The organism is Hymenobacter translucens (assembly GCF_020685205.1).
Lineage (GTDB): Bacteria > Bacteroidota > Bacteroidia > Cytophagales > Hymenobacteraceae > Hymenobacter > Hymenobacter translucens.
The window spans coordinates 494,652-510,340 of the sequence record NZ_JAJERB010000002.1 but is presented as its reverse complement, the minus strand read 5'-3'; the positions used below and the strand labels follow the sequence as shown (position 1 = coordinate 510,340).

General features: G+C 63.5%; 10 protein-coding genes. 6 read left to right on the top strand and 4 right to left on the bottom strand.

Features of this window, described 5'->3' with window-relative positions:
- The first annotated feature begins 135 nt into the window (after positions 1 to 135).
- The 5 genes from LJY25_RS05895 to LJY25_RS05875 all read left to right on the top strand — a co-directional run bounded on the left by LJY25_RS05895 (position 136) and on the right by LJY25_RS05875 (position 9,402).
- Positions 136 to 3,642, top strand: a complete 3,507-nt coding sequence (locus LJY25_RS05895; RefSeq protein ID WP_227607312.1) for a PAS domain S-box protein — start codon at positions 136 to 138, stop codon at positions 3,640 to 3,642.
- Between the two features lie 178 nt (positions 3,643 to 3,820).
- Positions 3,821 to 5,134 carry an AAA family ATPase gene (locus tag LJY25_RS05890; protein ID WP_227607311.1) on the top strand — a complete coding sequence of 438 codons (1,314 nt, stop codon included), beginning with the start codon at positions 3,821 to 3,823 and terminating at the stop codon, positions 5,132 to 5,134.
- A 71-nt stretch (positions 5,135 to 5,205) separates the two neighbouring features.
- Positions 5,206 to 6,237 (top strand): 5-methylcytosine restriction system specificity protein McrC, encoded by a 1,032-nt coding sequence (locus LJY25_RS05885; RefSeq protein ID WP_227607310.1) that lies wholly within the window; start codon positions 5,206 to 5,208, stop codon positions 6,235 to 6,237.
- Between the two features lie 179 nt (positions 6,238 to 6,416).
- Complete coding sequence (locus LJY25_RS05880) at positions 6,417 to 8,069, top strand: TldD/PmbA family protein (protein ID WP_227607309.1); 1,653 nt, start codon at positions 6,417 to 6,419, stop codon at positions 8,067 to 8,069.
- Positions 8,070 to 8,085: 16 nt separating this feature from the next.
- On the top strand, positions 8,086 to 9,402 hold the full coding sequence (locus tag LJY25_RS05875) for a TldD/PmbA family protein (protein ID WP_227607308.1): 1,317 nt from the start codon (positions 8,086 to 8,088) through the stop codon (positions 9,400 to 9,402).
- Between the two features lie 71 nt (positions 9,403 to 9,473).
- Here LJY25_RS05875 and LJY25_RS05870 read toward each other — a convergent pair whose 3' ends face one another.
- A complete protein-coding gene (locus tag LJY25_RS05870) occupies positions 9,474 to 10,073 on the bottom strand; it encodes an outer membrane beta-barrel protein (protein WP_227607307.1) in 600 nt (199 codons plus the stop codon).
- 64 nt (positions 10,074 to 10,137) lie between these two features.
- Positions 10,138 to 10,773: a porin family protein gene (locus LJY25_RS05865; protein ID WP_227607306.1), complete on the bottom strand. Its 636-nt coding sequence runs from the start codon at positions 10,771 to 10,773 to the stop codon at positions 10,138 to 10,140.
- A 237-nt stretch (positions 10,774 to 11,010) separates the two neighbouring features.
- On the opposite strand from LJY25_RS05865, the gene LJY25_RS05860 reads away from it, so the two are divergent.
- A complete protein-coding gene (locus LJY25_RS05860; protein WP_227607305.1) occupies positions 11,011 to 11,634 on the top strand; it encodes a DUF4159 domain-containing protein in 624 nt (207 codons plus the stop codon).
- A 55-nt stretch (positions 11,635 to 11,689) separates the two neighbouring features.
- Here the strand turns inward: LJY25_RS05860 and LJY25_RS05855 are convergent, their stop codons facing one another.
- Both LJY25_RS05855 and LJY25_RS05850 read right to left on the bottom strand, forming a co-directional pair.
- Entirely contained in the window at positions 11,690 to 14,173 is a 2,484-nt protein-coding gene (locus LJY25_RS05855) for a glycoside hydrolase family 95 protein (protein WP_227607304.1), read from the bottom strand.
- A 347-nt stretch (positions 14,174 to 14,520) separates the two neighbouring features.
- On the bottom strand, positions 14,521 to 15,573 hold the full coding sequence (locus LJY25_RS05850) for a LacI family DNA-binding transcriptional regulator (RefSeq protein WP_227607303.1): 1,053 nt from the start codon (positions 15,571 to 15,573) through the stop codon (positions 14,521 to 14,523).
- Positions 15,574 to 15,689 lie beyond the last annotated feature (116 nt).

The following is a 15,689-nucleotide window of genomic DNA, read 5'->3' as shown; positions in this document are numbered from 1 at the left end:
GCAGCGCCGGTCCGGGACCAGGCGGGTAATGCCTGGACCGGAAACACCCGAGCCGGTACGGGTTACTATCTTTAGCGAACAGCAGAGCCCCTTGGTATGGGTCTGCTGGCTGCCTGCTCCTTCCCTGCCCACCGTATGCGTGCTTTCCCGTTGCCCTCCGATTACCTGAATCTGTTTCGGCACCTGCCGGGCAACTACCTGCTGCTCCGGGCGGATGCGGACTTCACTATTGCCGATAACTCGGACGGGCACGTGGCCGTGGCGCTAAAAACGCGGGAGGAAGTGGTAGGCCGTCCTCTGTTTGAGGCCTTCCCGCCCACTGATCAGGAAAGCTACCAAACGCTGCGCGACTCGCTGGAGCACGTCCGTCAAACCCGGCAGGCGCACACGATGCCCCGCATCCGCTACGACCTCGAACAGTCCGCTGGCCAAGGCGGGGGCCGGCAGGAGCGGTACTGGCAAGCGACCCACTATCCTATCCCGAACGCGCAGGGCGGGCTGGAATTCATTCTGCAGCAAACCGAAGACGTCACGGCCCGGCACCAAGCCGAGCAGCAGCAGCAGCAAACCCGGGCCGAGCTGGCGGAAACCCAGGACCGGGCCCGTTTTCTGCTCGAAAGCTTGCCCGTGATGATGTGGACCACCCGGCCCGACGGCTGGGCCGACTACCAGAATCCACGCTGGCTGCAGTACACCGGCCGCGCCCTGGCTGACGCCCTGGGCTGGGGTTGGCTGGAAGACATTCACCCCGACGACCTGCCCCTGGTGCAGCAGAAGTGGCAGCAGGCCCTCGTCGCGGAAACCGAGTACGAGGTGGAATACCGCCTGCGCCGCCACGACGGGGCATACCGCTGGATGCTGGTGCGGGCCCTGCCCCGCCGTAACGAGGCCGGAGCCATTACTACCTGGGTGGGCACCGGCACCGACATCCACGAGCAAAAGGAAACCCAGCAGCTGCTGGCCGCCAAAGACCGGCAGCTCCACCAGATACTGGAGCAGATTCCGGCCCACATTGCCACGCTCAGCGGCCCCGACCACATCTATACGTTCCTGAACAAGCGTAGTCAGCAGCTTTTCCGGGGAACCGTGGAGCTGGGCATACCAGCGGCCCAGGCCCGGCCGGAGCTAGTCAGCAACGGGTACCTGAACCTGGTAAACCAGGTGTACCGCACCGCCGAGCCGTTTCTACTGAGCGAGATGCCCACCGAGCAGCCCCTGGGGCCCGACGGCGCTACGACCACGCTTTACTTCGACGGCTCCCTGCAGCCCCTCACTGACGAGCACGGCCAAACCCAGGGCATCCTCGTCTTTGGCATCGACGTGACCGAGCGGGTGCGGGCCCGCCAGCGCACGGCCGAGCTGATGGAGGAAATCCGCCGGCAGGACGAGCAGTTCCGGGCCCTGGTGGAATCCCTGCCCCTGTTTGTTTACATCTCCGACAGCGACGGCCAGATTATTTACATCAATCCCCAGCGCGATGCCTACACCGGCCAGGAGCCGGACCCGTCTACGGCCCACTGGGAAGCAGCCATCCACCCCGACGACCTGCCCGCCATCCGCGAAACTGCCGCCCGGGGGCGGCGCGAAGTAAAGCCCTGGACGGGAGAATACCGGCTGCGCCGCCACGACGGCGCATACCGCTGGCACCTCAGCCATGCCGTACCCACCCTCGATGCGGAGGGACGCGCCCTGAACTGGTATGGCTCCAGCATTGACATTCATGACCGGAAGCTGTTTCAGCAGCAGCTCGAAGCCAAAGACCGGCAGCTGCAGCAGATTCTCAGTCAGGTACCCGCCTACATTGCCTCCGTGAGCGGGCCGGAGCACCGGTTTACTTTTGCCACGCCCAGCTACAATGCCCTGATGAGCGGGCGGGTGCAACTGGGCCAGCGGGCCGTGGACCTGCTGCCCGAGGTAGCGGCCCAGGGCTTTATCGACCTGCTCGATACGGTGTATACCACCCGGGTGCCGTATGTGGGCCACGAAACGCCGATTCAGCTGCTGGACCCGACCACCGGCGGCACCCGGGAGCATTACCTGAACTTCGTGTACCAGCCGCTCTACGACGGCGAAAACCAGGTGCAGGGCATTCTGGCTTTTGGCGTCGACGTAACCGAGCAGGTACTGGCCCGGCAGCGCGCTGATACCCTGGCGGCCGAAGTACGGCGCAGCGACGAGCGGCTGCGCCGGATGACCGAGGCTGTCCCCAACATCACCTATATCAACGAAGCTTCCCGCACCGGCCACTACGCGAGTCCCCAGTGGTACGCCTATACCGGCCTTCCTACCGATACCAACATTGCCGACCACTGGCGGGCGGTGATGCACCCTGACGACCGCGCCCGGGTGGAAGAGGCCTATCAGACGGCGTGGCAGAACCACCAGCCCTGGAGCATTGAGCTGCGCTTCCGCCGTTACGACGGCCAGTACCGCTGGTTTCTGAATCAGGCCCAGCCCGAGCTGAGCGAAACCGGGGAGTTGCTGCGCTGGTACTGCTCCATCACCGACGTACACGAGCAGAAGGAGCTGACCGACGCGCTGCGCCAGAGTGAGGAGCACTTCCGCTTCCTGGCTGAAATCGTTCCCCAGGTTACCTGGACAGCCCAGGCTGACGGGCAGGTCGATTACTTCAATGAGCGGCTCTTTGAAGTCACCGGTCTGCGCCCGGAGGACTGCCTGGGCACCACGGCCTGGGCGGCCATCCTGCACCCCGACGATCAGCTACGGTCCCTGCACACCTGGCAGGCGGCCTACGAGAGCGGCAGTTCGTACGAGATTGAGTACCGATTCGTGTCGCGCCTGGGCGGCTACCGCTGGTTTCTGGGCCGGGCCGAGCCCCTGCGCAACGAGGCGGGCGAGATTCTGCGGTGGTTTGGCTCCTGCACCGACATCCACGACGTAAAGCAGAACCAGGAGCTGATGCAGCTGCAGAACGCCGAGCTGACCCAGATCAACCAGGCCCTCGACAACTTCGTGTACACCGCCTCCCACGACCTCAAGCAGCCCATCAACAATATGGCCGGCATCTTTGAGGAGCTCAAGCGCAGCGCCACCTTCCACGACGAGGCTGCTGCCCAGCTGGCGGGCATGTTCGAAGGCGCCCTGCAGCAGATCAACACCACCATCCAGGACCTCTCGGCCGTGGTGCAGGTGCAGCGCCGGCACGAGCACCTGCCGGTGGAGCGCATCGAGCTGCTGCCTTTCACCCAGGAGGTAGTTCGTAGCCTGCAGGACCAGGTAGAAGAGCTGCAGGCCCGCGTGGAGCTAAACTTTGCGGCTGCGCCCACGGTAGAGTTTGTGCGTCCGAACCTGCAGAGCATCCTGTTCAACCTGATCAGCAACGCCCTGAAGTACGCAGCCCCCGGGCGGCCACCCCGCATCCGCGTTGCCACCGCCCTTCTGCCGGGCACGCTGGTGCTAGAAGTAGAGGACAATGGCCTGGGCATCGACCTGGGCCGGCACGGCCCCCAGCTGTTTCAGATGTTCCGGCGGTTTCACTACCACGTCGAGGGCTCGGGCATGGGCCTCTACCTCGTCAACCGCATCGTCCAGCAGGTGGGCGGGCGACTGGAAGTCGAAAGCGAAGTTGGCCGGGGCACCCGGTTCCGGCTGTTTTTGCCCCTGAGTGAGGCGGTAGCCTGAGGCTGAGCCTGCCCGGACGAAAGCAGGCGGCTGGCTTACAACCGGCAGCACAACGTATGCCTTGCCTAATCAGTAGTCTGTCTTCTGCCTAACTTCCCACGGCAAGGCCCACGTAACCATATAAGCTCCCTGCGTATCAGAGGCAATTTCTCTGGCTGCTCTTGATGCCGGGTCCGGGATGCCTAACGCCCACAAGCCCACTGCCAGCCGCTACTCACCCCGAATGGACCCTGACCTGATTACCCGCGACCATGTGCTGAAAGCATTGCGCCAGCTGGACCGCTCGGACGCGAAGCCGGCGGCCAGCACGGTGTATGATCTGGTGTACCGGGGGCGGCGCTACCCGCCGCGGGCGGTGGTGCAGCTGGCGTTTCGGCTGGCTACCGGGGATTCTGGCGCCGCCTGGCCCCTGCCCGCCGGGGCGCCGACCAACGCCGTGCTGGAGCGGCTTGACTTCACTGTGGCTACCAAGCGGCCCACCCTGGCTAATTCCCCGCTCGACGGCGACGTGGCCGCCCAGCACGAGATGCAGCAGCTATACACTGGTCGGCCCAGTGAGGGGCCAGGGCGGGCGGCCATTGCCCAGGAGCCGGGGGCCGCGTATGAGTCGGGAGGTATACAGCCCTATGGAATGGCGGAGGCGCTGCGGGAAGTGTTTGTGGCGGAGGAAAAGCTGGCAGACGCGCTGACGGCCCTGCGGCGGCGGCGCAACCTGGTACTGCAGGGCCCGCCGGGCACGGGCAAGACGTTTCTGGCCCGCCGCCTGGCCTGGCTGCTGCTCGGGGCTACCGATGCCGCCCGCATCGAGCTGGTGCAGTTTCACCCCAGCTACAGCTACGAGGATTTCGTACAGGGCTTCCGGCCGGATGCCAAGGGCCGGTTCCTGCTCACCCCGGGCGTGCTGCTTGACGTGTGCCGCCGGGCCCAGGCCGACCCGGCGCGGCCCTACGTGCTGCTGATTGACGAGCTGAACCGGGGCAACCTGAGCCGCATCTTCGGGGAGCTGCTGCTGCTGCTCGAAGCCGATAAGCGCGGGCCCGCCCACGCCGTACGCCTGCCCTACGCCGCCGCCACCGAAGCCCGGTTCTTCGTGCCGGAAAACGTGTATTTCATCGGCACCATGAACACCGCCGACCGCAGTCTGGCCCCGCTCGACTACGCGCTGCGCCGCCGCTTTGCCTTCGTACCGATGCAGCCCGAGTTTGGGGTGCTCTTTCAGGCCCTGCTGGCCGGGCAGGGGGTACCGCCTCCCGTAATCGAGCGGCTGGTGGGGCGCCTGACCGAGCTTAACCAGACCATTGCCGATGACCCCGACCTGGGCCCGGGCTACCGGATCGGGCACAGCTACTTCTGCCAGCCTCCCGCCGGTTCGGAAGATGCCGAACACTGGCTGCGCCTGATCCTGGAACAGGAAATTGCGCCCCTGCTCGACGAGTACTGGCTCGACCAACCCGGCAAAGCCGCCGCCCAGCGCCGCAGGCTGCTTTCGTAGAACGTAGACTCGTTCAACGATTTTTCTCCTAGCTCCTGCGTAGCAGCTCCTATTTCCTAGCTTCTTCCGGCATGATTCCCATTCAGAACCTCTACTACCTGCTTTGCTACGCTTGGCAGCGCCTGCCCGTGCAGGAAGAGGAGCTGACGACCACGGCTGCTGATTTTCATCATCCGCTGGGCCTGCTCACTCACGTGCTGCTGCACGGCACCCGCCGCCTGCTACGCCAGGGCCTGAGCACCGGCTACACCGAGCGGGAGGAAGAGCTGACCGAGCTGCGGGGCCGCCTGCTGCTGACGCCCACACTGAGCCGCGACCTGCTGCGGCGGAGCCGGGCGGTGTGCCGCTACGACGAGCTGAGCTTTAATACGCCTTTCAATGCCCTGCTGCGCGGCACGCTGGAGCACCTGCGCCGGGCCCGGCAACTAACTCCGGCGCAGCGCCAGCAGGTAAGCCAGGTGGGCCGCAGCTTTCCGGCGGCGGTGGAGGCCACGCCTTTTTCCCGTGCCGCGCTCCAGACCGTGCGCCGGAGCCGACCCGTGGGCCTGGAGGCCTTCCTGCTGCACATGTCGGAGCTGATTCAGGCCAGCGCCCTGCCCGAGCCGGCCGCCGATGGCCGCACCCGCTTCCGCGACTTCCGGCGCGACGAGCCGCTAATGGCCCGGCTATTCGAGGCCTTTGTGCGCAACTTCTACCGCCTTGAGCAGCGCCGCTACCACGTGCTGTCCGAAACCATTGCCTGGCAGGCCGCCGCCGCCCACGCGCCGGACCTGGATTTGCTGCCGGCCATGATTACCGACACGTCCTTGGTAGCTCCCGACCGTAAAATCATTCTCGACACCAAGTACTACGCCGCGGCGCTGAAGCCCCGCTACGACCGGCAGCGACTGATTTCGCCCCACCTCTACCAGCTCTACGCCTACCTGCAAAACCAGCCCGCCGCTCCCGGACAGCTCCTCGAAGGCATCCTCCTCTACCCCACCGCCGCCCAGGAAGTTGATGCGCGCTATACGCTCGGTGGCCACCCCGTGCGGGTCGTGACGCTGAACCTGCAGCAGCCCTGGCCCGGCATTGCGGCCGACCTGCTGGCGCTGGTTCGCTGAGCGCGAATAGTGAAGTCGTCAGCGGAGGTTCCCGTAGCGCGGACCTAGGCGGGCCGAACTTTAAAAACGCGCAGTACTCGTTTCTCTTTTGCAGCCCCCGGATTGAAAGTACGTCCTTGGTCTTGAAAATTTCTTATTTTCGAACTGGCTGACTTCCCACTTCCAAACCATCCTCTCTTTTGAAACGACGCAACTTCGTGGGGCTCACCGGTCTGGCGACCGGAGCCCTCTTTCTGCCCAACTTCCCTGGCTTTGGGGGCAACCTGGTGGACCCCGCCCGGCTGCTGGAGCCGGTAATGGACGCCACCGTAAACAAGCGGCTGGCCGATGCGGCCCTGAATGCGGCCAAATCAGCCGGGGCTTCCTACGCCGACGTCCGCATCGGGCGCTACCTCAACCAAAGCATCTTTACCCGTGAAAAACAGGTGCAGAACATTGCCAGCGGCGAAAGCTACGGCGCCGGTGTGCGGGTGCTGGCCAACGGCACCTGGGGCTTCGCCGCCACCAACTCCGTGACGGAGGCGGGTTTAGCCAAGGCGGCCCAGCTGGCCGTGCAGATTGCCAAGGCTAACGCCAAAGTGCAAAAGGATCCTGTGAAGCTGGCTCCCCAGAAAGGCTACGGCGAAGTGAGCTGGAAAACGCCCATTCAGCAGAATGCCTTTGAGGTGCCCATCGCCCAGAAAGTAGACCTGCTGCTGGCGGCTAATGCCAAAGCCCTGGAAAACGGCGCCAACTTCGTGAACTCCCGCCTGTTTCAGATCAACGAGCAGAAGTACTTCGCCTCCACCGACGGCTCCTACATCGACCAGGACGTGCACCGCATCTGGCCCACATTCGGCGTGACGGCCATTGACCGTGCTTCCGGCAAGTTCCGCACCCGCGAAGCCCTGAGCGCCCCGATGGGTTTGGGCTACGAGTACCTGATGCCCAAAGCCGCCGATAAGATTGCCGGACCCGCCGGCACCGGGCTTATCGGCTACAAAAACAGCTACGACATCCTGGAAGACGCCGCCCTGGCGGCGCGGCAGGCCAAGGAAAAGCTCACCGCCAAAAGCGTGACGCCGGGCAAGTACGACCTCGTGCTCGACCCCAACCACCTCGGCCTGACCATTCACGAGAGCATCGGGCACGCCACGGAGCTGGACCGGGTGCTGGGCTACGAGGCCAACTACGCCGGTACTTCCTTTGCCACGCTCGACTGGAAAGCCAAAAAGCAGCCCTACGGCTCGAAGATGGTGAACGTCGTAGCCGACAAGGTGCAGCCTGGCTCCCTGGGCGCCGTGGGCTACGACGACGAAGGCGTGAAGACCAAGCGCTGGGACATCATCAAGGACGGCATGCTGGTCGACTACCAGAAGACCCGCGACCAGGCGGCCATTGTCGGTCAGCAGGAGTCGGATGGGTGCAGCTACGCGCAGTCGTGGCAGGACGTACAGTTTCAGCGCATGGCCAACGTGAGCTTACTGCCGGGCAAGCAGAAGATGAGCGTCGACGACATGATCAAAAACGTGGACAAGGGCATCTACATTGCCGGCCGGGGCTCTTTCTCCATCGACCAGCAGCGCTACAACTTCCAGTTCGGCGGCACCACGTTCCATGCCATTGAGAAAGGCAAAATCACCGGCATGATCGAGGACGTGGCCTATCAGGCCAACACCCAGGAATTCTGGAACTCCTGCGCCGCCATCTGCGACGAGTCGGACTACCGCCTGTTCGGCTCCTTCTTCGACGGCAAAGGCCAGCCCAGCCAGGTTTCGGCCGTGAGCCACGGCTCCAGCACCACCCGCTTTAACGGCGTGAACGTCATCAACACCGCCCGCAAAGTCGGCTAACCGCACCTTCATCCCCATGGCAATACTATCAAAAGACGAGGCTCAGACCATTCTTACCAAGGTGCTGAGCTACAGCAAGGCCGACGAGTGCGAAATCACGCTCACCGGCACCACCGGCGGCAACATCCGCACGGCCCGCAACATGGTCAGCACCAGCGGCGCCATCGACAACGTGGAGCTGGAAGTAGAGTCCCGCTTCGGCAAACGCTCCGGCAGAGCCACCTGCAACGAGTTCGACGACGCTACGCTGCGCCGCTGCGTGCAGCGCGCCGAGGAAATAGCGCGCCTGGCTCCCGAAAGTCCCGAGTACATGCCCCTGCTCGGGCCGCAGCAGTACGTGTCGTCCAACGCCTATGCCCCGAGTACGGCCGGCATTACCCCGGACTACCGCGCCGAGCAGGCCGGGGCCAGCATCCGGCTTTGCGACGAGAAAAAGCTGTCGTCCGCGGCTTTTCTGGAGGACACGACCAGCTTCGTGGCCAAGCGCAACTCGAAGGGCCTCGAAGCCTACCAGCAGGCTACCAACCTCGCCTTTTCCGTGACGGTGCGCACGCCCGACGCCAAAGGCTCGGGCTACGCCGTAGCCGACTTTACTGACCGCAGCAAGTTCGACGCTGGCCGCATGACCCAGACGGCGGCCACGAAAGCAGCCGGCTCCCTGGGCGCCAAAGCCATTGAGCCGGGCAAGTACACCGTGATTCTGGAACCGGCCGCTTCCGTAGAGCTGCTGGGCAATATGATGGAGTCGTTTGACGCCCGCTCGGCCGATGAGGGCCGCTCCTTCCTGAGCAAGAAAGGCGGTGGCAACCGCAAGGGCGAAAAGCTGTTCGACCCGCGCGTCACGATTTACTCGGACCCCACCCACGCCGAAGTTCCGAGCCTGGCCTTTGCCGACGACGGCCGTCCCCGCCGGAAAACGACTTGGGTGGAGAAGGGCGTCGTGAAGAACATGTTCAGCTCGCGGTTCTGGGCCCAGAAGTCGGGCAGCGCGGATATTCCGGAGCCGGGCGGATTTATCATGGAGGGCGGCACCCAAAGCCTGCAGGACATGATCAAGAGCACCCAGCGCGGTATCCTGGTCACGCGCCTGTGGTATATCCGGGCCGTGGACCCGCAGACGCTGCTGTACACCGGCCTCACCCGCGACGGTACGTTCTTTATTGAGAACGGCAAGATCAAGCACCCGATCAAGAACTTCCGCTTCAACGAGTCGCCCATCATCATGCTCAACAACATCGAGGCCCTGGGCCGGCCCGAGCGGCTGGAAGGAAGCCTGGTGCCCCCGATGAAAATCCGGGACTTCACCTTCACCAGCCTTTCCGACGCGGTGTAAGGACATTAGCCCAGCCCCAAAAGCCCCGTAATCCGGCCGGATTACGGGGCTTTTATCTTGCTGACTGACGGCTATTTTCCGCCGAACAGGTAGCCAAACGTGAACTGCAAAACCCGGTTGTGCTGGGCCGGGATGCTCAGCTGCCGGCGCAGACTCCGCTCCGCCGGGTCGCCTATAATCTCGGTGAGGCCAAACTGCAGCCGCATGTCCGCGGTCAGGCCGTTAGGGAGCTCCACGCCCACGCCACCCACGACGCTGCCTTCCAGCGGCTTGTACTCCCGGCCTTTCGAGCCCAGAAACACGCCTAGCTGCGGACCCACGTTCACGTAGAACTTCCGGGCCACATACTGCCGGAGCAGCAGGGGCGCGTTCAGGTAGTACACCTTCTCTACCTGGGTGCCGGTGCTGGTTTCCAGCCTGGCGCCCTGCCCGCTGATAAGCGCCTCGAGCTGCACCCCGAACCCCTGGGCCGAGGGCTTCAGCCGCAGCATGGGCCCCACCACAAAATCGGTGCGGGTGCCCAGCTCTGCATTCACGGCATTATTAAAGGAAGCCAGGGAAACGCCTGCTTTCAGGCCGACCCGCGTGCCACCGGTGGCCTGGGCAAAACTGGTGTGCGTTCCGATTGCCAGAACGCCGACGGCGGTAAGTTTTAGTAGATAACGGAGCATAGCAGAAATGAAAAAAGTCCCGCAAAATACTGCGGGACTTCCGAACGAGGCGAAGCGGCCGGTATTACTTGCGGGAGTCGCTGCCCCCGAACTCCAGGCTGAGGTAGGCCTGAAACACCCGGTTGCGCAGCTTGGGGTCGTTGACGCCGGTGATGTTCTTGACCTCGTTGATGTCGCTGATGCCGGCGTTCATACGGGTTCCGAGCATCAGCCCGTCGAACAGCTTGAGCTCGATGCCGCCGCACACGCTGAAGTCGCCCTTGTTGTACTGGTCGGTGGCCTGCCGGCTGGCGTTGTCGTACTGGGGCGTGGTGCCGGGCGGGCTTACCAGCATGGTGCCGGCTTCGCGGGCCGTCATCAGCAGGCCGAACTGCGGACCGGCCAGCACCCGCACCGGGCCGAGTTTGACCTTGGCCAGCACGGGCAGCAGCAGGTAGTGCAGCTTGGTGTCGTAGTTCTCGGTCACGGTTTTGTATTCCGTACCCTGGAGCGAGTAAATGAGCTCCGGCTGCAGCGAAACGGGACCGAATAGCTTGTAGTCGTACAGCAGACCGGCGTGGTAGTAGAACTTATAGTCGGTGTTTTTGCCGATGTCACCATCGAGTACGGCTACGTTGCCGCCGGCCTTGATACCGAACTGGGCGTGGGCGCTGAAGAAGATTCCGAGAAAGCAGATGGTAAGCAGAAGGGTGCGTTTCATACAGGTAGAGCGAAGCTGAGCGGGGCGAAAGCCGGATGGAATGTAAAATCCAGGCTCTAAGATAAGGCGCTGGCCTACTGGATTGCAACCACGACGGTTCCGGCCCGAACCAGAACCCGTTTACCGGCCGTTGCTCGTTTCTTGCGGCCCGCCAGGCCAGAACCAACCTCCACCAGGCAACCAACCACCGGCCGCAGCCGTCCATTTGCCCGCCGACTACCGCTTCGTTTACTTTCTATGCCCGCTCCTTTCACCTTCGTCCGGCTCCGCTACCGCTCCGGCGACTGGGACGCCGTGGACGAGCGGATGCCCACCAACCTGCTGCACTCCCTGATTCAGTACACGACGGTGCCGGTAATCCAGAAGGAGAAAGTGGTGAGCCTCGACAGCCCCGAGCTGTTCAACTATCCGTTCTGCTACCTGTCGGGCCATCGGCTGGTGCAGTTCTCGGCCCCGGAAAAGCAGAATTTCATCCAGTACGTGCGGGGCGGGGGCTTCGTGTTCGTCGACGACTGCAACCACGACATCGACGGGCTGTTTGCGCGCTCGTTCGAGGAGCAGATGCGGCAGTGCTTCGGGGCCGCAGCCCTGAAAAAGCTACCCAAAAGCCACCCGATCTACTCGCAGTTCTTTAAATTCCCCGACGGCCCGCCGCCTACCTCGTTCGAGCTCAACGGCTGGGGCGACGACCTCGTGCACGACTACCTGAAGGGCATCGAAATCAACGGCCGCCTGGGCGTGCTGTACTCCAACAAGGACTACGGCTGTGAGTGGGACTATGACTTCCGCAACAAGCGGTTCCTGGCCGAGGACAACACCAAGTTCGGCGTCAACATCCTGCTCTACGCCCTCACGGCCTGAGGTTCAGGATAAGCCCAGCCGGTTAGGAACCAACGGTGCCAAAGCGAAAGCGCAGTTATTGCGCCCTAATGGAATAAACCTTGCCGGCCGCGGTAGGCAGGTCGTACACGAAAGTCGGCGGCAGCGTGGGTTGCCGGGCCGTGGTTTTAGCGGAAATGAGCGGGGCTTTCACCGACAGCGCCTGGTAGAACGGGTTGGGGTTATCGGCCGGCGCGGCCGGGAGGGTCAGGCCGGCGCCTTTTAGCGGGCTAAGGGCCCGCACCCGGCAGTTGCCGCCCAGCTTTGAGCGGATCTGCACCCGGGTAACTTTTCCCTGCTCCCAGGCCAGGTCCACCACGTAGCCGCCCCGGGCCACCAGGCCGCTCACCTCGCCCGTGGGCCAGGCGTCGGGCAGGGCGGGCAGCAGGTCGATAACGCCGTCGTGGCTTTGCACCAGCAGCTCGGCCAGGCCGGCGGTGCAGCCGAAGTTGCCGTCAATCTGAAACGGTGGGTGGGCATCCAGCAGGTTCGGATAGGTGCCGCCCCCGGCAGCTTCGTTTACTTTTTCCACCGTACCCGGCAACAGGCGCAGCTGGTTGGTGAGCAGCTGGTAGGCGTGGTTGCCGTCGCGCATCCGGGCCCAGAAGTTCACTTTCCAGCCCATCGACCAGCCCGTGGATACGTCGCCGCGCTGGGTGAGCGTGACGCGGGCGGCCTCAAACAGCTCGGGCGTGCGGTAGGGCGAAATATGCCCGCCCGGAAACAGGCCGTAGAGGTGGGAAATGTGGCGGTGCTTGCCAGCCGGGTTGTCCATGTCGGTCAGCCACTCCTGCAGCTGCCCATGCTGGCCGATCTGCATCGGGGGCAGCCGCTCACGCAGGGCGCGCAGCGTGTCGGCAAACGGCTTATCCTGGTTCAGCAGCTCGGCGGCCCGGATAGTTTTCGAGAACAGGTCGAATACCAGCTGGTTGTCCATCGTGGCACCGGCCACGATGCTGATTTTCTTCCCGTTCAGCTGGTAGGCATTCTCCGGCGACATCGACGGGGCCACCACCAGCCATTGGTGCGTCGGCTCGGGCTGCAGGGCATCCACGTAGTACGTGGCCGCGCCTTTCAGAACGGGGTAATACTCGCGCAGAAAAGCCTGGTCGCCGGTAAACTGGTAATGGTCCCACAAATGCTGGCTCAGCCAGGCCCCGCCCATCGGCCACAGCCCGTAGTTGGCCGCGTCTACCTGGCCCGTGATGCGCCAGAGGTCGGTGTTGTGGTGCAAAACCCAGCCCCGGGCTCCGTACATCGTGCGGGCGCTCTGCCGGCCGGTTACGCTCAGGTCCTTGAGCATACTGAACAGGGGCTGGTGCATCTCGGGCAGGTTGGTGACCTCGGCCGGCCAGTAATTCATTTCGGTGTTGATGTTCACCGTGTACTTGCTGTCCCAAGGGCCCTTGAGCTTGTCGTTCCAGATGCCCTGCAGGTTGGCGGGCTGCCCGCCGGGCTGGGAGCAGGAAATCAGCAGGTAGCGGCCGTACTGGAAGTACAGCGCCGCTAAAGCCGGGTCCTGGCCCTGGGCGAAGTTGGTCAGGCGCTGGTCGGTGGGCTGCTGAGCTGCGGGCGTCACGCCCAGGCTCAGGCTTACGCGGTTGAAATACTGCTGATAGGCCGCGACATGGTCCTGGACCGCCCGCTCATATTTCCGGCCGACGGCCTTCTTCAGGTAGGCCGCGGCCCGCTCCCCGGCGTTGCCGCTCACGTCGTGGTAGCTGACGAAGTTGGTGGCAATGGACACGTAGAGTGTGACGCGGCTGGCGCCCTGCACCCGGATTCCCTGCTCATCGACCTGCACCGTGCCGCCTTCTGCTACGGGCTGCACCCGGGTCTGAAAGCGGATCTTGCCTTCCTGGCCTTCGTGCTCATTGCCGCTGCCTTCGAGCAGGAGCTGGCCGTTTTCGGCGCGCAAAGCAAACTTCGCCAGGCTGTTTTCCCGCACCTGGAAGCTGAGCCGGCCGGGCTTGCTGGCCGTGAGGCGCACGACCAACACCTGGTCGGGAAACGAGCTGAACATTTCCCGCCGGTACGCCACGCCATCCAGCTCGTAGCGCACCGAGGCCACGGCCCGGCTGATGTCCAGGTCGCGGTAGTAGTGGGTAGCTTTCTCGTGACCCGGAAAGTCCAGGTAGAGGTTGGCAGCCATCTGGTAGGGCATGCCGCTGTTGCCAAAGGGCTTCATCTGCTCCAGCGCCAGCACCTGGGCGGCTTCCTGCTGCCCGCTGAGCAGCAACTCCCGCAGCTGACGGATAACCGGCAGCGCATCGGGCTTCACGTTGTTGTTCGGTCCGCCGGCCCAGATGGTGGCTTCGTTCAGTTGCAGCCGCTCCTGGGCCGGACCACCAAACACCATGGCGCCCAGCCGGCCGTTACCGATGGGCAGGGCCTCGTTCCAGTTGGCCGCCGGCCGGTCGTACCACAGCTTGAGCGGCGTAGGGTTCGGCTTGGCTGCCGCCAGCAGCGGGGCCAGCAGCAGGCTCCAGACGAGCAGGCAAAGAAGCAGGGAGTGTCGCAAGAGGAGTTAGTTAAGTACCACGTTGGCACCGGTCAGGGTCAGGTCGGCTTTGAGCACGGCGCCCCGGGCCACAGCGGCCTTGGGGCACTTGCTTTTCATTACAAATGTCCAATCTCCACAAACCATTGTGTAAACTTCTACCGATGTAAACATTTACCGATAAGCAGCTCTAGCAGTATCGATACCGAATTGCGGTTACAAGATAAAGCGGGGATCCAGAACGAAGTCAAAGAGGCCGGTGGGCTGAACGGCGCCCTATTGTGCCCTTATCACGGGCCGGCGCGAAAGGAAACACTCCCGCCGCCTGGGTCGGGCTATTGGCCGTTCCGACGCGGGCTGGTTTGGCTTCAGGCCTGCTTATGAAAAGCGGGCTGCCCGTAAAGGGAAGAGTCGCGGACGACGAGTTGGGGCTTCAGCACGATGCGCCGGCTGCTGAGCGGCTCGGCACGCTTGAGCAGCTGCAGGAAAAGCTCCACGGCGGTTTCGCCCATCAGCGTGCCGTGCTGGTCCACGGAGGTTAGCCGCGGCTTGATCATCGTGGTGAACGGCTCGTTGCTGAAGCCTACCAGGGCAATATCCTCCGCTACCCGGATGCCGTAGTCTTCCAACAACTGCAGGGCACCGCCCGCGGGAAAATCATACGCCGAGAAAACCGCATCCGGGCGTTCGGGAAGCTGAAGCAGCTGCTGCATGGCCGTCATCCCGGCCGTGGTGGAAGAGCCCGGCAAGTGAACCACCAGCTCTTCGCGATACGGTATGCCGTGCGCTTTAAGCGCATCCTGGTAGGCGCGAAACCGGTCGTAGGTGGTATTCAAAATCTGCGGGCCGGCAAAGTGCGCGATGCGGCGGCAGCCCTGCTCAATGAGGTGCTCCATAACCTGGTAGGCACCGAGGTAGTCGTCGACCACCACCCCGCAGGCATCCGGCAGCGCGGGCATCCGGTCAAAAAACACCAGGGGCGTACCCTGGCTTCGCACCCGTTCAAAGTGCGCATAGTCGCGGGTGGTATTCGACATCGACACCAGAATACCATCTACCTGGGCTTTCAGCAGCGCCTCGACGTGCTTTTTTTCCCGGTCCACGTCCTCCGTCGACTGGCAGATCATCACGTTGAAGCCGGCTTTGCTGGCCACTTCCTCGATGCCATGCACCACGGCCGGGAAAAATGCCCCGTTGATGTGGGGCACAATCACGCCCAGTACGTTGCTGCGACCTTTGCGCAGGGCGGCGGCCAGGCTGTTTGGCTGGTAGTGGAGCTTTTCAGCCAGCGCCCAGACCTGAGCCTTGGTGGCGTCGCTCACGTCGGAGGCATGATTCAGGGCGCGCGAAACCGTGGAATTGGCCAGCCCCAGTTCTTTGGCAAGGTCGGCGAGGGAGGTGCGCTTGTTTGCCTTGGCCATTCCAGTAGTAAAAGGGAAGTCGGGGAGTTAAACGGATGGGTTGAAGCAGCTGCTTCCCATGCAAGTTAGCAAGGACACCAAACTCGAAGCGGATTCTGAACAGCCATGCAGGCCAT